This is a genomic window from Gibbsiella dentisursi, assembly GCF_039539505.1.
GTDB classification, from domain to species: domain Bacteria; phylum Pseudomonadota; class Gammaproteobacteria; order Enterobacterales; family Enterobacteriaceae; genus Gibbsiella; species Gibbsiella quercinecans.
In genome coordinates, this window is record NZ_BAABDG010000008.1 from 98,743 (window position 1) to 117,003 (window position 18,261).

At 58.3% G+C, this 18,261-nt stretch carries 18 protein-coding genes; 5 read left to right on the forward strand and 13 right to left on the reverse strand.

Annotated features, from left to right (window positions below):
• Nucleotides 1-181: 181 nt before the first annotated feature.
• From ABFX35_RS18590 to ABFX35_RS18600, 3 genes are all read left to right on the forward strand, one after another.
• Nucleotides 182-850 carry a glutathione S-transferase family protein gene (locus tag ABFX35_RS18590; protein ID WP_279025082.1) on the forward strand — a complete coding sequence of 223 codons (669 nt, stop codon included), beginning with the start codon at nt 182-184 and terminating at the stop codon, nt 848-850.
• A 504-nt stretch (nt 851-1,354) separates the two neighbouring features.
• Nucleotides 1,355-2,698 carry an NCS2 family permease gene (locus ABFX35_RS18595; RefSeq protein WP_095846915.1) on the forward strand — a complete coding sequence of 448 codons (1,344 nt, stop codon included), beginning with the start codon at nt 1,355-1,357 and terminating at the stop codon, nt 2,696-2,698.
• 204 nt (nt 2,699-2,902) lie between these two features.
• Nucleotides 2,903-4,552 carry a Na+/H+ antiporter gene (locus ABFX35_RS18600; protein ID WP_095846916.1) on the forward strand — a complete coding sequence of 550 codons (1,650 nt, stop codon included), beginning with the start codon at nt 2,903-2,905 and terminating at the stop codon, nt 4,550-4,552.
• A gap of 55 nt (nt 4,553-4,607) precedes the next feature.
• On the opposite strand, the gene ABFX35_RS18605 is transcribed toward ABFX35_RS18600, so the two are convergent.
• Complete coding sequence (locus tag ABFX35_RS18605) at nt 4,608-5,495, reverse strand: LysR family transcriptional regulator (RefSeq protein ID WP_279025044.1); 888 nt, start codon at nt 5,493-5,495, stop codon at nt 4,608-4,610.
• Nucleotides 5,496-5,640: 145 nt separating this feature from the next.
• Between ABFX35_RS18605 and ABFX35_RS18610 the strand changes: the two genes are divergently transcribed.
• Nucleotides 5,641-6,057 carry a CidA/LrgA family protein gene (locus ABFX35_RS18610; protein ID WP_121553366.1) on the forward strand — a complete coding sequence of 139 codons (417 nt, stop codon included), beginning with the start codon at nt 5,641-5,643 and terminating at the stop codon, nt 6,055-6,057.
• Entirely contained in the window at nt 6,054-6,743 is a 690-nt protein-coding gene (locus ABFX35_RS18615) for an LrgB family protein (RefSeq protein ID WP_279025041.1), read from the forward strand. Before ABFX35_RS18610 ends, ABFX35_RS18615 begins: the two co-directional genes overlap by 4 nt.
• Before the next feature lie 198 nt (nt 6,744-6,941).
• On the opposite strand, the gene ABFX35_RS18620 is transcribed toward ABFX35_RS18615, so the two are convergent.
• The 12 genes from ABFX35_RS18620 to ABFX35_RS18675 all read right to left on the reverse strand — a co-directional run bounded on the left by ABFX35_RS18620 (nt 6,942) and on the right by ABFX35_RS18675 (nt 18,242).
• On the reverse strand, nt 6,942-7,700 hold the full coding sequence (locus ABFX35_RS18620; protein WP_165907063.1) for an amino acid ABC transporter ATP-binding protein: 759 nt from the start codon (nt 7,698-7,700) through the stop codon (nt 6,942-6,944).
• A gap of 8 nt (nt 7,701-7,708) precedes the next feature.
• A complete protein-coding gene (locus tag ABFX35_RS18625) occupies nt 7,709-8,809 on the reverse strand; it encodes an amino acid ABC transporter permease (RefSeq protein WP_346082425.1) in 1,101 nt (366 codons plus the stop codon).
• Nucleotides 8,810-8,818: 9 nt separating this feature from the next.
• Nucleotides 8,819-9,997 carry an amino acid ABC transporter permease gene (locus tag ABFX35_RS18630; RefSeq protein ID WP_428832213.1) on the reverse strand — a complete coding sequence of 393 codons (1,179 nt, stop codon included), beginning with the start codon at nt 9,995-9,997 and terminating at the stop codon, nt 8,819-8,821.
• 75 nt (nt 9,998-10,072) lie between these two features.
• Entirely contained in the window at nt 10,073-11,098 is a 1,026-nt protein-coding gene (locus tag ABFX35_RS18635) for an amino acid ABC transporter substrate-binding protein (protein WP_279025036.1), read from the reverse strand.
• 350 nt (nt 11,099-11,448) lie between these two features.
• Nucleotides 11,449-12,369, reverse strand: coding sequence for a kdo(2)-lipid IV(A) palmitoleoyltransferase (gene lpxP / locus ABFX35_RS18640; protein ID WP_346082426.1), 921 nt, complete (start codon nt 12,367-12,369; stop codon nt 11,449-11,451).
• Between the two features lie 282 nt (nt 12,370-12,651).
• Nucleotides 12,652-12,960: an Rdx family protein gene (locus tag ABFX35_RS18645; protein WP_346082427.1), complete on the reverse strand. Its 309-nt coding sequence runs from the start codon at nt 12,958-12,960 to the stop codon at nt 12,652-12,654.
• 174 nt (nt 12,961-13,134) lie between these two features.
• Complete coding sequence (gene fis / locus ABFX35_RS18650) at nt 13,135-13,431, reverse strand: DNA-binding transcriptional regulator Fis (protein ID WP_000462905.1); 297 nt, start codon at nt 13,429-13,431, stop codon at nt 13,135-13,137.
• The gene (gene dusB / locus ABFX35_RS18655; RefSeq protein WP_095846926.1) at nt 13,413-14,417 is read right to left on the reverse strand and encodes a tRNA dihydrouridine synthase DusB; all 1,005 of its coding nucleotides are present in this window, start codon (nt 14,415-14,417) and stop codon (nt 13,413-13,415) included. The genes fis and dusB overlap by 19 nt, the downstream gene beginning before the upstream one ends.
• Before the next feature lie 341 nt (nt 14,418-14,758).
• Nucleotides 14,759-15,493: a carbonic anhydrase gene (locus ABFX35_RS18660; protein ID WP_279029515.1), complete on the reverse strand. Its 735-nt coding sequence runs from the start codon at nt 15,491-15,493 to the stop codon at nt 14,759-14,761.
• Nucleotides 15,494-15,671: 178 nt separating this feature from the next.
• Nucleotides 15,672-16,553 carry a 50S ribosomal protein L11 methyltransferase gene (gene prmA / locus ABFX35_RS18665; RefSeq protein ID WP_346082428.1) on the reverse strand — a complete coding sequence of 294 codons (882 nt, stop codon included), beginning with the start codon at nt 16,551-16,553 and terminating at the stop codon, nt 15,672-15,674.
• Between the two features lie 11 nt (nt 16,554-16,564).
• Nucleotides 16,565-18,010 (reverse strand): sodium/pantothenate symporter, encoded by a 1,446-nt coding sequence (gene panF / locus ABFX35_RS18670; RefSeq protein ID WP_346082429.1) that lies wholly within the window; start codon nt 18,008-18,010, stop codon nt 16,565-16,567.
• A complete protein-coding gene (locus tag ABFX35_RS18675) occupies nt 18,000-18,242 on the reverse strand; it encodes a YhdT family protein (protein WP_279029640.1) in 243 nt (80 codons plus the stop codon). The genes panF and ABFX35_RS18675 overlap by 11 nt, the downstream gene beginning before the upstream one ends.
• Between the last annotated feature and the right edge of the window lie 19 nt (nt 18,243-18,261).

Consider the following 18,261-nt stretch of genomic DNA (forward strand, 5'->3'; position numbering starts at 1 on the left):
CTAATCAGTCAAATTAATTGACTGATTAATGCGCGTTGGGCGTTGGTCATGGCGGGATACCGTGATCGCCACTACGCTTACAACTGGCGGGCGCCTGCTGCCCGTAACCCACTGGCGCCGCGTTATACCCCGGCCCCTATCACCACGTCTCGCCGGGGCGGCAACCAACCGGAGTGTCGCTATGATTATTGTCCACCACCTGAACAACTCGCGTTCGCAGCGTATTCTGTGGTTCCTGGAAGAATTGAACGTGCCGTACCAGGTGCAGCGCTATCAGCGCGATAGCGTGACCATGCTGGCGCCGCCGGCGCTGAAAAAGGTACATCCGCTGGGCAAGTCGCCCGTGATTGAGGATGGCGATCTGGTGCTGGCGGAATCGGGCGCCATCATTGAATACCTGCAAGAGGCCTATGATGCGCAGGGCCTGTTTATGCCCACCGACTTTCACGCGCGCCAGCAGTACCGCTATTGGCTGCATTATGCTGAAGGGTCGTTAATGCCGCTGCTGGTGATGAAACTGGTGTTTGGCCGTTTGGATCACCCGCCGATGCCCTGGCTGATGCGCCCGCTGGCGGGGGCAATCGGCAAAGGGGTTCAGCGTGAATACCTGGATAAACAGATTGCCGGCCACCGCGCTTATCTTGAACAACACCTGGCCAAGAACGCCTGGTTTGTCGGCAATGACTTCAGCGCCGCCGACATCCAGATGAGCTTCCCTATCGAAGCGATGGCGGCGCGCGGCGGCCTGAACGGTTGCCCGCAGTTGAGCGATTTCTTGCAACGCATCCATGCCCGCCCTGCTTATCAACGCGCCCTGCAGCAGGGCGGCCCGTTTGAATTGCTGCGTTAACCCAACATTGCCAACGCCAATCCTTTATCCCGAGATGGGCGTTGGAAGGGGCGCATTTCAGGTTGCTATCCATCGATTATTTATGTGACAAAGCCCACATTTTCGCTGATGATTAGCATTAATGCCTTTGTGCATATTTTGTCGCTGTTTTTCATTGATTAGACGGTGCGGAAGGTTGGATAATCGTTTGCTTTGCATAAAACATCATAAATGACGCGCACCAGGCGTTAAACGCTAAAACGTTTGCTTTTTTCGCGCTGCATGTTGCGGCGTTAGGGAAAAGTGTGGGGTGAAACCTGGCAACGGCGTTTCGCCATGGCTCAACGCGGAAACAATAAGGCCATATATACCCAAAATAATTCGAGTTGCGGGAAGGCGGCAACGCAGCGAATCCCCAGGAGCTTACTGGAGTAAGTGACTGGGGTGAGCGAGGAAAGCCAACACACCTGCAACTTGAAGTATGAAGGGTATAACAATGGCCGGGATGATCACAGGGGTAAGCATATGTCGAATTCTCAGCCGAAAGGCGGGCTTGACGCATTTTTTAAACTTTCAGAACGGGGCAGTAACGTGCGTCAGGAAGTGGTGGCCGGGTTAACCACCTTTCTGGCGATGGTCTACTCGGTGATCGTGGTGCCGAGCATGCTTGGCAAGGCGGGTTTTCCCCCCACGGCGGTGTTTGTCGCCACCTGTCTGGTCACCGGTTTTGGTTCGCTGTTGATGGGGCTGTGGGCCAACCTGCCGATGGCGATTGGCTGTGCCATTTCGCTGACGGCGTTTACCGCCTTCAGCCTGGTGCTGGGCCAACATATCAGCATTCCGGTAGCGCTGGGCGCGGTGTTCCTGATGGGGATTTTGTTCACCGTGATTTCGGTGACCGGCATCCGTGCCTGGATCCTGCGTAACCTGCCGATGGGCGTGGCGCATGGCACCGGCATCGGTATTGGCCTGTTCCTGCTGCTGATCGCCGCCAACGGCGTTGGCCTGGTGGTAAAAAATCCGCTGGACGGGCTGCCGGTGGCGCTCGGTGCCTTTACCTCTTTCCCGGTGGTGATGACGTTGCTGGGGCTGGCGGCGATCTTCGGGCTGGAAAAGCGGCGGGTACCGGGCGGCATCCTGCTGGTGATTATCGCGATTTCAATTATCGGCTTGATATTCGATCCGGCAGTGAAATATCAGGGGCTGTTTGCGATGCCGAGCCTGGCGGATGCCAACGGTAACTCGCTGATTTTCAGCCTGGACATCATGGGGGCGTTGCAGCCGGTGGTGTTGCCGAGCGTGCTGGCGCTGGTCATGACGGCGATATTTGACGCCACCGGCACGATCCGCGCCGTGGCGGGGCAGGCGAACCTGCTGGATAAAGACGGGCAGATCATCAGCGGCGGCAAGGCGCTGACTTCCGACTCCCTGAGCAGCATATTCTCCGGCCTGGTGGGGGCTTCGCCGGCAGCGGTGTACATCGAATCCGCCGCGGGCACCGCAGCGGGCGGCAAAACCGGCCTGACGGCCACCGTGGTTGGCATCCTGTTCCTGCTGATCCTGTTTCTGTCGCCGCTCTCTTATCTGGTGCCAGCCTATGCGACGGCGCCTGCGCTGATGTACGTGGGCCTGTTGATGCTGAGCAACGTAACCAAGCTGGATTTCAACGACTTTGTGGATGCGATGGCCGGCCTGCTGTGCGCGGTGTTTATCGTACTGACCTGCAATATCGTTACCGGCATTATGCTGGGCTTTAGCGCGCTGGTGATTGGCCGCATCTTCGCCGGCGAGTGGCGCAAGCTGAACATCGGCACGGTGTTGATCGCGGTGGCGCTGGTGGCATTTTATGCCGGCGGCTGGGCGATCTGAGTTTGCTTTTCCCCCGCCGTTCCCGGCGGGGCAACCCGGCAGCGGCGCATTATCCTTGACATGCGCCGCTGCCGTGGCGTATTTCCCCTCAGGCCTTTCTGAAAGGCACAACAAGTTTTATCCACTGTAAAAAAAGTGATCTATCATCGGCAGATACTTTGGTAACACGCCTTGGTAGTTTGAACCGTAGAGTCTAAGGAAAGCATGGAAATCTTTTTTACAATCCTCATTTTGATCCTGGTGGTTTCGCTTTCTGGGGTGGTAACGCGCATGTTGCCGTTCCAGGTGCCGTTGCCGTTAATGCAGATTGCGATAGGGGCCCTGTTGGCCTGGCCACATTTTGGGCTGCATGTCGATTTCGATCCCGAGCTGTTTTTAGTGCTGTTTATTCCGCCTCTGCTGTTTGCCGACGGTTGGAAAACCCCAACGCGTGAATTTATTCACCACGGCCGGGAGATCCTTGGCCTGGCGCTGGCCTTAGTGCTGGTGACGGTGGTTGGCGTGGGCTACCTGATTTATGCGATGGTGCCGGGCATCCCGCTGGTGGCGGCGTTTGCGCTGGCTGCCGTGCTCTCACCGACCGATGCCGTGGCGCTGTCCGGCATTGTCGGCAAAGGGCGTATCCCGAAAACGATCATGGGCGTGCTGGAAGGCGAAGCGTTGATGAACGACGCGTCGGGCCTGGTTTCGCTGAAGTTTGCCATTGCGGTGGCGATGGGCACCATGGTGTTTACCGTCGGCGGCGCCACGCTGGAATTCTTAAAGGTAGCGATTGGCGGTCTGTTGGCCGGGGTCGCGGTCACCTGGACCTACAGTAAATCGCTGCGCATGATGAGCCGCTGGAGCGGGGACGATCCGGCGACGCAGATCGTGTTCCTGCTGCTGCTGCCGTTCGCCTCCTATCTGATAGCGGAACATATCGGCGTATCCGGCATCCTGGCGGCGGTGGCGGCAGGGATGACCATCAGCCAGTCCGGCGTTATCCGCAATGCGCCGCTGGCGATGCGCCTGCGCGCCAACAGCGTATGGGCGATGTTGGAGTTTGTCTTCAACGGCATGGTATTCATCATGTTGGGGCTGCAGTTGCCGGGCATCCTGGAAACCTCCATCCTGCAGGCCGAGCTCGATCCGACGATTGAAACCTGGTACCTGTTTACCGATGTGGCGGTGATCTACGCCGCGCTGCTGCTGCTGCGCTTCAGTTGGCTCTGGTTGATGAAGGGGGCCAGCCGGCGTTTTCTGAAGAAACGCCCGCTGCTGTTCGGCAGCTATACCACCCGTGAACTGTGGGTGGCATCATTTGCCGGTGTACGCGGCGCCATCACGCTGGCGGGTGTGCTTTCTATCCCGTTGCTGTTGAGCGACGGCTCGGCGTTCCCGGCGCGTTATCAACTGGTGTTTATCGCCGCCGGGGTGATCCTGCTGTCGTTGGTGATCGGCGTGCTGGCGCTGCCGCTGCTGTTGCGCGGCGTACAGGTGGCGGACGTTAGCGTCAGCAAAGGTGAAGAACGTATGGCGATCGCCATGGCGGCGGAAGTGGCGATTGAGAGCATTCACAAAATGGAAGAGCGGCTGGCGGCCGACAGCGAAGAGAATATCGACCCGCAGATCCTAAAAGAGATCAGTTCACGGGTGATTGGCACGCTGCGGCGGCGTATCGCCAGCAAGGACGATATCGAAAATGCGCTGGCGCTGGAGAATCTGGAACGGCGTTTCCGCCTGACGGCGCTGCGTGCGGAGCGCGGCGAGCTGTATCACCTGCGCGCCACGCAGAAGATCAGCAATGAAACGCTGCAAAAACTGCTGCACGATCTGGATCTGCTCGAAGCGCTGCTGGTCGAGCGCGAAGGGTAGACACCGGGCATTATCGCAGGGGCCGCCGTGAGCGGCCCTTGTTGTTTGCGCCGGGCTATTTTGCCAGCGGGTAGATATCGCGGCAGCAGGCGATCCACGCCTGCGCGCTGTGGGAAAGGTAGCTGCCCTGGCGCCAGATCAGCCCCACGCTCCAGGCCATACGCGGCGCCAGCGGCAGCCAAAGCAGGCTGTCTTTATCCAGCCACCGGCACACCGGCTCCGGCAGCATGGCGATGCCCACGCCCGCCTGCACCATGGAAGCCAAAAAATCCCACTGGCCGCTGCGCACGGCGATTTGCGGCTCTATCCCGGCCCGCCGGAACGCCGCCATCAGCATCTTGTACAGCACGAAGTCTTCGTTATAAATCAGGATCGGCGAGTTGGCCAATTCGATAATATCGATGGCGGTGCGCTTTTGCCAGTGCGCGGTGCGCGGCACCACGACGCACATCGGGTGTTCCAGCAGGGGGAGAAAGGTGAGCGGTTGTTCGGAATCGGGTGAGTAGGCGGTCAGTGCCAGATCCAGCTCGCCGGCGATGACTGCCTGCTCGCCTGACAGGCCGCCCAGTTCGGAAATACGCAGCTCAATGCCGGGGTAACGCTGGCGAAACTGGCGGATTAAATCGGCGATCTGCCGGCCCACCATCGGTGGAATGCCCAGGCGCAACACGCCTTTTTTGACCGCGCTGATATCGTCCAGCTCGGTTTCTAACTGGCGGAACTCATCCAGGATCGCCAGCCCACGCTGATACACCGCCTGGCCGCTGTCGGTCAAACGCAGCCTGCGCCCTTCGCGGATCAACAATGTGCATTCCAGCTCTTCTTCCAGGTGGCGCAGCATCTTGCTGATGGTCGGCTGGGTCACAAACAGCTTTTCCGCCGCGTGGGTAAAGCTCTGCTGGCGGACCACTTCAACAAAATAGCGCAGGGTGCGGACATCCACGGTAGGTTCTCCTGATGGGCAATACCGGTGAGAAACTATTCCCGTCCGGCATGATGTTGATAATTTTAATTCATTTCATCTCTGGTTTCTTGGCTACGTATACTGTTATTTCTGATTTTTTCGATGGAATTTGAGGTGGTTTGCCATGTCTTTGGCGTTACGCCCAGCGGCGCCTTCCCTGTTGAACCGCCTGCAGGTGCCGGTTCAGGTGGTGCTGTACGCGGTACTGTTTGTGATCGCCGATCGGTTGGTGCAGCACTTTCATCTGCCGCTGCCGGCCAACATCATCGGCATGATGCTGTTGCTGGCGTTGATTCTGCTGCGCATTTTGCCGTTGAACTGGGTGAAAGCCGGCTCACGCTGGCTGCTGGCGGAAATGCTGCTGTTCTTTGTCCCGGCGGTGGTGGCGGTGGTGAATTACGCGCAGTTGCTGATGGTGGAAGGCTGGAAGATTTTTCTGGTGATCGCCGTCAGCACCATGTTGACGCTGGGCGCCACCGGGTTGGTGGTCGATCGGGTGTATCGGTTTGAAATCTGGCTACAGCGGCGTAAACGGCAATGAGTGATTTTATTATCAGCCTGGCCTGCTTTGCGGTAACGCTGGCGCTGTATTTCGCCAATAAGGTGCTGTACCGCCGCCGCCGGAACCTGTTGCTGATGCCGTTGGTACTGACGCCGCTGGTGTTGGTTTTGCTGCTGGTGCTCACCCACGTCTCCTACCAGGATTACCTCGGGGAAACCCACTGGCTGCTGTGGCTGCTTGGCCCGGCCACCATTGCCTTTGCGGTGCCGGTGTATGAAAACCTGCATATTATTCGCCGCCATTGGCTGTCGCTGAGCGTTGGCGTGGTCACTTCCATGCTGGTGGCCGTTTACAGTTCGGTGTGGCTGGCGCGTTTGATGACGCTGCCTGAAGCGGTGCAGCGCAGTTTGGCGGTGCGCTCGATTACCACGCCGTTCGCGCTGGAAGCGGCCAAACAGATGGGCGGCCAGCCGGATTTGGTGGCGCTGTTTGTGGTGATCACCGGGGTGTTCGGCATGGCGGTGGGGGATATTCTGTTCCTGCGGCTGATGGTGCGCAGCCGCCTGGCGAAAGGCGCCGGGCTGGGGGCGTCTTCGCACGGCGCGGGCACCGCCAGGGCCTATGAAATGGGGCCGGAGGAGGGCGTGGTGTCCAGCCTGGTGATGATGCTGGCCGGGATTATCACCGTGGTTTCCGCACCGATGATTGGGCAACTGATGTGGTGACGGGGTTGCTCGCTCCCGCCCTCACCCTAACCCTCTCCCACAGGGAGAGGGGACAGATCGTGCACGGAATTAAGCCCTCTCCCATTGGGAGAGGGGACAGATCGTGCACGGAATTAAGCCCTCTCCCATTGGGAGAGGGGACAGATCGTGCACGGAATTAAGCCCTCTCCCGCTGGGAGAGGGTTGGGTGAGGGGAGATTAGTGAATCACCTGCGCCAGGAACGCCTGGGTGCGTTCTGATTTCGGATTGCTGAAGAACTCCAGTGGCGGTGCCTGCTCCACGATCTCACCGCGATCCATAAAGATCACCCGGTCGGCCACGGTGCGGGCAAACCCCATCTCATGGGTTACGCACAGCATCGTCATACCGTCGTTCGCCAGCCCAATCATGGTATCCAGCACTTCTTTCACCATTTCCGGATCCAGCGCAGAGGTGGGCTCATCAAACAGCATGATCTTCGGCTTCATGCACAGTGAACGGGCGATCGCCACACGTTGTTGTTGGCCGCCGGACAGCTGCCCTGGGAACTTCATCGCATGCTCGGCAATCCGCACCCGCTCCAGATAATGCATCGCCAGCTCCTCCGCCTCTTTCTTCGGCATATTACGCACCCAGCATGGCGCCAGCGTGCAGTTTTGCAACACCGTCAGGTGTGGGAACAGGTTAAAGTGCTGGAACACCATGCCGACTTCGGTGCGCACCCGCTCGATGTTGCGCAGATTGCCGTCCAGCGTGATCCCATCCACGGTGATCTTGCCCTGCTGGTGCTCTTCCAAATGGTTGATGCAGCGGATGGTGGTGGATTTGCCCGAGCCGGATGGCCCGCACAGCACGATGCGCTCGCCGGGGCGCACTTGCAGGTTAATGTCTTTCAATACGTGGAACTGCCCGTACCACTTGTTGACGTTGTCCAGCGTGATCATCATTTTTTCGCCGGCGGTAGTAGTGTTATTCATGCTTGACCTCAGTGGTTGGAACGTCCGGTATTAAAGCGTTTTTCCAAATGCTGGCTGTAACGCGACATGCTGAAACAGAAAACCCAATAGATGGCGGCGGCAAACACGTAGCCTTCGGTCGACATGCCCAGCCAGGCCGGATCGACCGTTGCCTGCTGCACGCTGCTGAACAGATCGAACAGGCCGATGATGATCACCAGGCTGGTGTCTTTAAACAGCGCGATGATGGTGTTGACCAGGCCGGGGATCGTCAGCTTCAGCGCCTGCGGCAGGATCACCAGCCCCTGGGTTTTCCAGTAGCCCAACCCAAGCGATTCCGCGGCTTCGTACTGCCCCTTCGGCAGCGCCTGCAGCCCGCCGCGCACCACTTCCGCCACGTAGGCGGACTGGAACATGATGACCCCGACCAGCGCCCGCAGCAGCTTGTCGATATTGGTGCCTTCGGCCAGGAACAGCGGCAGCATCACCGAGGACATAAACAGCACGGTAATCAGCGGCACGCCACGCCAGAATTCGATAAACACCACCGACAGCACGCGCACGATGGGCAGCGTTGAGCGGCGCGCCAATGCCAGCAGGATCCCCAGCGGCAGCGCGCCGGCAATGCCGACCGCGGCGATGATCAGCGTTAACGTCAGGCCGCCCCATTGGCGTGTCTCAACCAGCGGCAGGCCGAACAGACCGCCGTACAGCAGCACCCACACCACAATCGGGTAAGCCACTACCCAGCAGGCGATGTAGCGCCCACGGCGCGGCAGGGCTTTCCAGAACATCGGGGCAATGGAAAGCAGCCCGATCAACAGGGCCAGGTTGATGCGCCAGCGTTCATCGGTGGGGTACAGGCCGTACATAAACTGGCCGAAGCGGGCATGAACGAACACCCAGCAGGCGCCGTCCCGGGTGCAATCCGTGCGGCTGCTGCCCAGCCAGTTGGCGTCGAAGATCGTCCAGTTGAGCAACGGCGGGATCAGCACCCACATCAGCCACAGGCAGAACAGCGTCAGCAGGCTATTCGCCCAACTGGAGAACAGGTTGCGGTGCGCCCAGGCGATCGCCAATTGCAGGCGGCTGGGCGGAACGGCGGTATGGGAATGCAGTGTCATCGTCATGAAGTTCCCTTAGCGCTCAACCAGCGCGATACGCCGGTTGTAAATATTCATCAGCAACGAAATCGTCAGGCTGATAATCAGATAGACCGACATGGTGATGGCGATGGTTTCTATCGCCTGGCCGGTTTGGTTCAACACCGTGCCGGCGAACAGCGACACCATATCCGGGTAGCCGATGGCGGCCGCCAGGGATGAGTTCTTCACCACGTTCAGGTATTGGCTGGTCAGCGGTGGGATAATCACCCGCAGCGCCTGCGGCAGGATCACCTGGCGCAGCGTGACGGGGTTGGGCAGCCCGAGCGAGCGCGCCGCTTCATGCTGGCCAGAGGGCACCGACTGAATACCGGAGCGGATCACTTCGGCGATGAACGATGAGGTGTAGACCGACAGCGCCAGCGTCAACGCCGCCAGCTCCGGGATCAGCACCAGGCCGCCGCGGAAGTTAAAGCCGCGTAGTTCCGGTATATCCCAGTGCAGGGACGCGCCGAACAGCAGGTGGGCCAGCGCCGGCAGGCCGATCAGCAGCAGCAGGGCATAGGGCCAGGTGCGCCGGCTCTTCCCGGTGTGGATCTGGCGGTGGTGGTTGTAGCGGCGCAGCGCCAGGATGGCGACAATGGCCACCGCTACCGCCGCCAAGAAGGCGTATATGCCTTCACCGGCGATCGGCGCCGGGATATACAGCCCACGGTTGCTCAGGAACAGGCTGCCGAACACATCAATGCTCTGGCGCGGGCCGGGCAGGTTGCGCAACACGGCGAAATACCAGAAAAAGATCTGCAGCAGCGGGGGAATATTGCGGAAGGTTTCAATGTAGATGGTAGAAAGTTTGCGCAATAGCCAGTTGTCGGACAGGCGGCCAAGGCCGACGAAAAACCCCAGCAGCGAGGCGAAAACGATACAGAGCGCCGAAACCAACAGCGTGTTCATCAGCCCGACCAGGAACACCCGGCCATAGGTGTCGCCCTGTTGGTAGTCGATCAGGCTCTGCACGATGCCGAAGCCGGCGGGGTTATCCAGAAAGGCGAAACCAGAGGTAATCCCGCGATGGGATAAGTTGGTCACTGTGTTGTGAATTAAATAGCCGCCGAAGGCGACTAAAGCCACCAGAGCAATGATCTGGTAGAGCCAGGCGCGAACCGCGGGATTACTCAGCGAAAGGTCGCTTTTAACGGTTGGGCGTGGGGACATGATATAAACCTCTGTTAACCAGGACTGTGCCGGCAGGGGTTGTCCCCTGCCGGGCGCTACACGCTAAGCGGGGAATTAACGCACTGGCGGTGCGTACTGGATACCGCCCTGGTTCCACAACGCGTTCTGGCCGCGTTTGATTTTCAGCTCGCTGCCCATGCCGACGTTGCGTTCGAACACTTCGCCATAGTTACCAACCTGTTTAACGATTTTGACCACCCAGTCGTTAGGCAACTTCAGATCTTTGCCGTAGGTGCCTTCATGCCCCAGCAGGTGCGACATATCCGGCGTGGTGGGCTTGGCGGCCAGTTGGTCGACGTTCTTCGAGGTGATGCCCATCTCTTCGGCGTTCAACATGGCGAACAGCGTCCAGCGCACGATCGACAGCCAGTCTTCGTCACCGCGGCGCACCACCGGCCCCAGCGGCTCTTTAGAAATCACTTCCGGCAGTACAATAAACTCATCCGGCTTGCCGAGCTTGATGCGCAATGCATACAGCTGCGACTGATCGGAGGCCAGGGTATCGCAGCGGCCGGAGTCCAGCGCTTTGGCGCTCTCGTCGGAGCGGTCAAACGTGACCGGCGTATACTGCATCTTGTTGGCTTTGAAGTAGTCGGCGACGTTCAGCTCGGTGTCGGTGCCGGCCTGGATACAGACGGTGGCGCCGTCCAGTTCTTTGGCGCTTTTCAGCCCGGCTTTTTGGTGGGTGAGGAAGCCGATGCCATCGTAATAGTTAACCCCGGCGAAGATCATCCCCATGCCGGCATCGCGTGACGATGTCCAGGTGGTGTTGCGCGACAGGATATCCACTTCGCCGGATTGCAGCGCGGTGAAACGCTCTTTGGCGGTCAACGGGGTATATTTCACTTTTTCGGCGTCGCCAAATACCGCTGCGGCGACGCCGCGGCACAGATCAACGTCAATCCCAGAGAATTTGCCGCTGGCATCGGCATAAGAGAAGCCGGGCAGCCCATCGCTGATACCGCACTGGATAAAGCCTTTTTTCTTGATGGCGTCTAATGTGGCGCCGGCGTGTGCTTGTCCTGTAATAGCGAATAATGTGGCCGTAGCGGCCAGCGTAGAGATAATTAGTTTTTTCATAAAGCGTCCTGTAAGCGAATTGCACTGATTGTTGTTACTGGTGCAGTAGGGCGCACCTTCTCAAAATCCATGGAAGTAATGCCAAAGAGTGCTTAGCAAACAGGATGCCAGAATTGCAGGAGACTGATTATTCAAGCTGCCTATGAAGAAGTAGTGCTTAAGAATGCATGGATATGCACTAATAACAGGCGTTGACGCAGCGGCTGCTGTATTTTGGTGCGAATTGATATGGCGTGGGTGATGGGGAAATCAGGCGATGTAAACTGCCGTTCGGCGTGATGGGTACGTGGTGGATAACGCGTTGCCAGAGTAAACGCCCCCGGCGGTGCTGCGGGGGCGATAGCGGGGAATTAATACAGCGACGGGGCGCCGACCGGGCGGGTTTTGAAGCGGCGGTGCAGCCACATATACTGTTCCGGCGCCCGCATAATCTCTTTTTCCACCACTTTGTTCATGTAGGCGGCGGCGGCCATTTCATCGGTCATCGGGTAGTTTTCCAGCGCCGGTTGAATCAGCAGATCATAGCCGCTGCCGTTTTCACGGCGGATTAACACCACCGGCACCAGCGCCGGCTTGGCCATGCGGGCCAGCATAAACGTGCCGCTGGTGGTGGCGGCCTGATCGACGGCGAACAGCGGGGCAAACACGCTGCCGCGCGGGCCGTAGTCCTGATCGGGGGCGAACCATACCGCTTCGCCGCGTTTCAGCGCATGCACCATGCCACGCAGATCTTTACGGTCCAGCATGGCTTTGTTGGAGCGCATACGGCCTTTGGTTTGCGCCCATTCCATCGCCTTGTTGTTGTGCGGGCGATACATGGCCATCATCGGCTGGCATAGCCCCATTGCCCGGCCACCCAGCTCCAGCGACATAAAATGCACGCCGATGACCAGCACGCCGCGGCCGTCTTGCTGCGCCACTTTCAGGTGGTTGATACCGGAGACATTGAACCAGCGCTTAACGCGCTTATCAGACCAGAACCACGCCATGCCGGTTTCCAGCAGCCCCATGCCGAGGGATTCAAAGTTGCCCACCACTTTGCGTTCGCGCAGGTGCGGCTCCATATCCGGGAAGCACAGCTCCAAGTTACGGCGGGTGATGGCGACGCGGCGCTTGAGAAAACGCATTGAAGTGCGGCCAAGCCAGATGCCCAGGCGATGAAGCACCGGGTAAGGCAGTTGAACCAGCAGGAAAAGGACGGCGAGGCCAAACCAGGTCAGCCAGTAGCGGGGGTGCAGCAGGGCTGCTTGAAAAGCTTGCGTACGCTTCATATCGACTCTTTTATGCAATATAGGGAGCAGAAACCTGTAGCGCATTAAGAAGCCGTTCTATAGCGTTACGATACTTCAGACACCCGGCCAGGATGATTGTTTAGCCAATATCATAAATTGACTAAATCTTTACACTCAAGGGGCCGTTAGTATCGGGTGGGGAAACACGGTAACCGCACAGGGCCCTTGGCGAGGCAGTATATCACACCCGCCGGCCTGGAATGGGCGCCAGGGAGTATGAATATTCTGATTAATTCGGGTTAATTCCTACTACCGGATATTTCAGCCGCCGGCGGTTTCGTCTTTGTGGGCCTTATTGTCCGTGTGGCCTAAAGAGCGCTCGGGGAAGCAATGGTCACGTAAACGCTGTTTGAGCGCGGCCGCGTCGGGGAAGCCGCCATCAGTTTTCCGATCCCAGATAAGCGTTTCATCCACCAGGATTTGGTAGATGCCGCCGGTACCGGGGACCAGCGTCACGGAAGCCAGATCGGTGCTGAACGTGTTGAGCAGTTCCTGCGCCATCCACCCTGCGCGCAGCAGCCAGTTGCATTGTGAACAATAGTGAATGGTAACCACCGGGAGTTTTTTCATCAGTGAGACTCTGATTGTAAGATTGCGGTCATCTTCTGCTGACATACTGTTGGTTGTCAACAAGCCCCCACCTGCGCCCAACCCCCTCAGTGCGGGCGGCTGTGCTGTGACAAAGAAAAGGCGCTTAACCGCAAAGGTTAAAGCGCCTTTTATCAATACGTTAACTGACTAGTATCAGTTCATGCCGTATTTTTTCAGTTTCTTGCGCAGCGTACCGCGGTTGATGCCCATCATCAGGGCTGCACGGGTCTGGTTGCCACGGGTGTATTGCATCACCATGTCCAACAGTGGCTGTTCTACTTCAGCCAGTACCAGCTCATACAGGTCATTGACATCCTGACCATTCAGTTGAGCAAAATAGTTCTTCAGTGCTTGTTTAACCGAGTCGCGCAGAGGCTTTTGGGTCACTTGGTCCTGTGAGTTTACGGTTGAAACGGTCAGTACGTCAGAATTTACGCGTTGTTCGAACATAGTTCTGTCAGCTCTTTTTTTACGCTAAGATTTTCGAAATATGCCTCCAACGCCTCCAGCTGTTCGCTGGCATCCTCTATGGCGTTGAATGTGCGCCGAAACTGGTCATTTGGGGCATGCTCCTGGAGATACCAGGATACGTGTTTACGAGCAATTCGAAATCCCTTGCCTTGGCCGTAAAAGCCGTGCAATTCCCGAATATGCCCAATCAACAAGCGTTTCACCTCGCCAAGTGGCATTGGTGGCAGCAGCTCCCCTGTGTCCAGATAATGCTGGATTTCCCGGAAGATCCAGGGTCTCCCCTGAGCAGCGCGGCCTATCATCAGGGCATCGGCCCCAGTGTAGTCGAGCACTGCTCTGGCTTTATGCGGGTCAGTAATGTCGCCATTCGCGATAACCGGAATGGAAACGTTCTGCTTAACTGCCCGAATGCTGTCGTATTCCGCGTCGCCGTTAAACAGGCAGGCACGGGTTCGGCCATGAACCGTCAAAGCCTGAATACCACAATCTTCGGCCAGTTGGGCAATCTCTACACAGTTACGGTGTTCTGGCGCCCAGCCAGTACGTATCTTCAGCGTTACCGGCACATCCACAGCGTTAACTACCGCCTGCAGGATCTGTTTTATCAACTGCGGGTACTGCAACAAGGCAGATCCCGCCAGCTTCCGGTTCACTTTTTTAGCCGGGCAACCCATATTGATGTCGATGATTTGCGCCCCGTTCTGCACGTTAATCCGTGCCGCGGCGGCCATATCATCCGGATCGCATCCGGCAATTTGCACGGCGCGGATCCCGGGTTCATCACTATGTACCATGCGCAGACGCGACTTATCCGTACGCCACACCTCCGGGTTGGAGGAGAGCATTTCGGATACCGTCATCCCAGCCCCCATCTCATAACATAATGTTCTGAAAGGGCGATCTGTAATGCCGGCCATCGGGGCCGCAATCAAGCAATTTGTTAACTGGTGGTGTCCAATGCGCATAGACAAAGAATGACCATACTGTGTCCGCAAGGGCGCGTATATTACGCATTTTTTCGTCGAGATGAAAGGCCAAACTTTGACCAATTTTTCGTTGACGAATACGCGAAATGTGGTTCCGCGCGGTGCGGAAAAATATTATATATATTTAACAATGACTTGTGTTTTTTAGCCCATTTTGTGTTCAGGGAAATATTCCCCTGCCAACAGGATATTATCTGCCATTGCCACGGTTATTATCGGCGATAGCAGGGGGGATAGCGGCTTTATCAGGCAAATGCATCGCCAACCCCCCTGAAACACCGGTATGTTTTGCTGATTGTCGTTAAGCGCCGCGGCGGCGGCTAATCGACAATCACGCGGCCGTTAAGCGGTTGTAGCGGCCGGTTATTGGCATGGTGCATTACGGAACGGAATTGATCGATTTGTTCAGCAGAAGCGCTTACAGGCTTATCCAACACCAGCCAGCTCACCCCTTCGGAACAAGGCGGCGTCGTCAGCGAACCGCTGAAGCGATAATAGTTAGCGTGTGGCGGTATCAGCGCCTGGATATCCACCGGTGTGCTCAGCCGCGCCGGCTCACCGGCCGTCGCCGGCAGTTGATTCCAGGCATGCGCCAACTGTGGATTTACCTTGCCCGCCTGGAACATCAGCGCCAACACCGTCAGGGCGCCGTCGTCAGCCTTATAAACAAAGTGCGCTTCCAGCGGGAACTGTTTGCCGTCAATTTCGTTTTCGCTCGGGGCGTGGAAGTGGAACTGCTGCATGGTAAAGGTTTTGCCGTCCAGCACCAGGGTATTGCCCTGGCTGACGTTCACCTGAACCGTGTGGCCGTTATTGATGATTTGCTGGGCACCCGGTTGGAAGGCGAGCTTCAACTGCGCATGATGGGTTTTCAACGCGCCCTGGATATCGACTGGGGACTGGTTTTTGCCGGTTTCACACAGCGAAAAATCCGGTGAGAGTTTGCCCCAGTGCGCGGGATCTTCCTGGCCTTCATAGCCCCAATGCGCGTGTTCCGCGGCGCCGGCAGAAACGCTGCCCGCCAGCATGATGGCAATCCACAGTTTATTTTTCATTTCCCTTCCCTTTTAAAATAAGTCTCTGCGTTATTCAGCAACTGCCCTGTGTGATGCGGCAGTATGCCTGTCGGAACGCAGGATACACCTACTTTAGTCATGGATAAACGGGATGTGCGGGGAAAAAAACGCCGCCGGAGGATGTTCGCGGCGGCGCTGATGCGGCAAAAAACGGCGATTATTTGCGCTGGCCGGTAATACGGCACCACTCTTCGCGTTCGGCCACCGGATCGAGGGTAAATGTGTCTTCATAGGCTTCGGCTACGCTGGCGGCCTGGGTCGCCAGGATACCGGACAGGCCCAGATAGCCCCCTGATTTCGGCAGGCAGCTGATCAACGGCGCCAACTCACGCAGTGGGCCGGCGAGGATGTTGGCCACCACCACGTCGGCCAGCAGCCCTTCCGGCTGGTCTTTCGGCAGGTACAGCGCCAGGCGATCCGCCACGCCATTACGTTCGGCGTTGTCGCGGCTGGCCTGGATGGCCTGTGGATCGATATCAATGCCGATAGCATGCGCGGCGCCAAGCTTGAGCGCCGCGATGGCCAGGATGCCGGAGCCGCAGCCGAAGTCGATCACGGTTTTGCCCGCCAGATCCAACCCGTCCAGCCACTGCAGGCACAGCGCGGTGGTCGGGTGGGTGCCGGTGCCAAAGGCCAGACCTGGATCGAGCATCACGTTTACCGCATCAGGCTCCGGCACTTCGCGCCAGCTCGGGCAGATCCACAGCCGTTGGCCAAAGCGCATCGGGTGGAAATTTTCCATCCATTCGCGCTCCCAGTCCTTGTCTTCCAACTGCTCGATTTTGTGGTGAAAACCGTTGCCCAGCAGCGGGTGCTGCGCCAGGATGGCGACCACCTCCGCCATATCGGTTTCGGCGTCATACAGGCCAATCACGTCCGTATCGCCCCACAGCAGCGTCTCGCCAGGCAGGGGTTCAAAAACCGGGTTGTCGTGGCTGTCCTGAAAGGTCACCGAGACGGCGCCACTTTCAACCAGCGCATCGCTCAGGGCTTCCGCCTGGCTGCCGGTGGTGTTCAGTTTGAGTTGGATCCAAGGCATAACAGTTCTCTTCAAGAGGGTAAGGATGACGCCGCACGGCGCTTTTCGCCGCAGACGTTACCGATATAAAACGCCAGCAGGCTGAGCAACAGCGAAGGCACTATTGGGTGCAGCGCTGCCAGGTGCAGATTAAAGCTGGCCAGTAGCGTATAGCATACCGCACCCACGATCATTGAGCTAAGCGCCCCTTGCGCGTTGGCGCGCTCCCAGTACAGGCCAAGCACCAGTGGCCACAGGAACACCGCTTCCAGCCCGCCGAAGGCCAGCAGGTTCAGCCAGATGATCATTTCCGGCGGCCGCCAGGCGGCCAACAACACCAGCAGGCCGAGGATCAGCGTGGTCAGGCTGGAAAACCGCTTGATCCTTTTCTCGTTCTGCATCTGCTGTGGCCGGATGCCCAGGTACAGATCTTTGACAATGGTCGCCGCAGACTGCAACAGCTGTGCGTTGATGGTCGACATGATGGCCGCCATCGGCGCGGCCAGGAAGATCCCGGCGGCGAACGGCGGCAGCACGGTGATCATCAGCGTCGGGATCACCTGATCGGGGATCTTCAAATCCGGGATCACCGCGCGGCCGATGGCGCCGGCCAGATGCATGCCGAACATCAGGATGGCGACCACGATGGTGCCAAGGATAATCCCACGGTGCACTGCCTTGCTGTCTTTGTAGGAGATGCAGCGCACGGCGGTGTGCGGCAGGCCAATCACGCCGAAACACACCAGGATCCAGAACGAAGCCATAAACGGCAGGCTGAGGATCTGCTCGCCGCCCTGCGGCGAAATCAACGCCGGATCGATCTGCTGCAGCTTATCCACCGCGCTGTGCAGGCCGCCCGCCGCGTGCACCACGGCAACCAACAGCAAAATGGTGCCAATCAGCATCACCAGCCCCTGCATGGTGTCGTTCAACACGCTGGCGCGGAAGCCGCCAAAGGCGGTATACAGCGCAATGCTGATGCCGAAGATCAGCAAACCGGTGTCGTAGGGGATGCCGGCCGCGGTTTCCAGCAGGCGTGCGCCGCCGATAAACTGCACCGTCATCGCGCCGACAAACGCCACCAACAGGCTAAGGCTGGCCAGCCATACCAGCAGGCGGCTCTGATAGCGGGCATATAGCATATCGTTAAGGGTTATGGCGTTGTAGCGCCGTGCCAGGATGGCGAACTTTTTGCCCAGCACGCCGAGCGATAGCCAGACCGCCGGCAGTTGGATCATCGCCAGCAGCACCCAGCCCAGGCCGTATTTGTAGGCCGCGCCCGGGCCGCCGATAAACGAGCTGGCGCTGATGTAGGTGGCGGTCAGGGTCATCGCCAGCACAAAGCCGCCCATCGAGCGGTTGCCAAGGAAATACTCGTTGAGGAAGTTGCCCTGCTGGCGGCGGCTGTAGGCATAGACCGACAGGCCGAACACCAGCAGCAGATAGGCGATCAGCGGTATGATCACTTCAGTTTGCATCGTTATCCTCCAGCGGAATATCGCGGAACAGCACGCGGACCATCAGCCAGCACAGGCCGATGAACAGCAGCGGCACCAACAGGCAGGCCATCTCAAACCAGTGCGGCAGCCCGGTGATGCCTATTTCGCTGTCCGGCAGGTAGGCCGCCAGCGTCCAGGCCAACAGGTAGAGCAGTGTCAGCCACAGCGCCCAGCGTGCTTCGCGGTGGGCCTGAATAAAGCGCTTTTCCATCCATGTCTCCGGTCGGTTT

Excerpts from the sequence above, each read along its gene's own strand:
- ABFX35_RS18590 (WP_279025082.1), top strand. The coding sequence starts at position 182 with ATGATTATTGTCCACCACCTGAACAACTCGCGTTCGCAGCGTATTCTG.
- ABFX35_RS18595 (WP_095846915.1), top strand. The coding sequence starts at position 1,355 with ATGTCGAATTCTCAGCCGAAAGGCGGGCTTGACGCATTTTTTAAACTT.
- ABFX35_RS18600 (WP_095846916.1), top strand. The coding sequence starts at position 2,903 with ATGGAAATCTTTTTTACAATCCTCATTTTGATCCTGGTGGTTTCGCTT.
- ABFX35_RS18610 (WP_121553366.1), top strand. The coding sequence starts at position 5,641 with ATGTCTTTGGCGTTACGCCCAGCGGCGCCTTCCCTGTTGAACCGCCTG.
- ABFX35_RS18615 (WP_279025041.1), top strand. The coding sequence starts at position 6,054 with ATGAGTGATTTTATTATCAGCCTGGCCTGCTTTGCGGTAACGCTGGCG.
- ABFX35_RS18620 (WP_165907063.1), bottom strand. The coding sequence starts at position 7,700 with ATGAATAACACTACTACCGCCGGCGAAAAAATGATGATCACGCTGGAC.
- ABFX35_RS18625 (WP_346082425.1), bottom strand. The coding sequence starts at position 8,809 with ATGACGATGACACTGCATTCCCATACCGCCGTTCCGCCCAGCCGCCTG.
- ABFX35_RS18630 (WP_428832213.1), bottom strand. The coding sequence starts at position 9,997 with ATGTCCCCACGCCCAACCGTTAAAAGCGACCTTTCGCTGAGTAATCCC.
- ABFX35_RS18635 (WP_279025036.1), bottom strand. The coding sequence starts at position 11,098 with ATGAAAAAACTAATTATCTCTACGCTGGCCGCTACGGCCACATTATTC.
- lpxP (WP_346082426.1), bottom strand. The coding sequence starts at position 12,369 with ATGAAGCGTACGCAAGCTTTTCAAGCAGCCCTGCTGCACCCCCGCTAC.
- ABFX35_RS18645 (WP_346082427.1), bottom strand. The coding sequence starts at position 12,960 with ATGAAAAAACTCCCGGTGGTTACCATTCACTATTGTTCACAATGCAAC.
- fis (WP_000462905.1), bottom strand. The coding sequence starts at position 13,431 with ATGTTCGAACAACGCGTAAATTCTGACGTACTGACCGTTTCAACCGTA.
- dusB (WP_095846926.1), bottom strand. The coding sequence starts at position 14,417 with ATGCGCATTGGACACCACCAGTTAACAAATTGCTTGATTGCGGCCCCG.
- ABFX35_RS18660 (WP_279029515.1), bottom strand. The coding sequence starts at position 15,493 with ATGAAAAATAAACTGTGGATTGCCATCATGCTGGCGGGCAGCGTTTCT.
- prmA (WP_346082428.1), bottom strand. The coding sequence starts at position 16,553 with ATGCCTTGGATCCAACTCAAACTGAACACCACCGGCAGCCAGGCGGAA.
- panF (WP_346082429.1), bottom strand. The coding sequence starts at position 18,010 with ATGCAAACTGAAGTGATCATACCGCTGATCGCCTATCTGCTGCTGGTG.
- ABFX35_RS18675 (WP_279029640.1), bottom strand. The coding sequence starts at position 18,242 with ATGGAAAAGCGCTTTATTCAGGCCCACCGCGAAGCACGCTGGGCGCTG.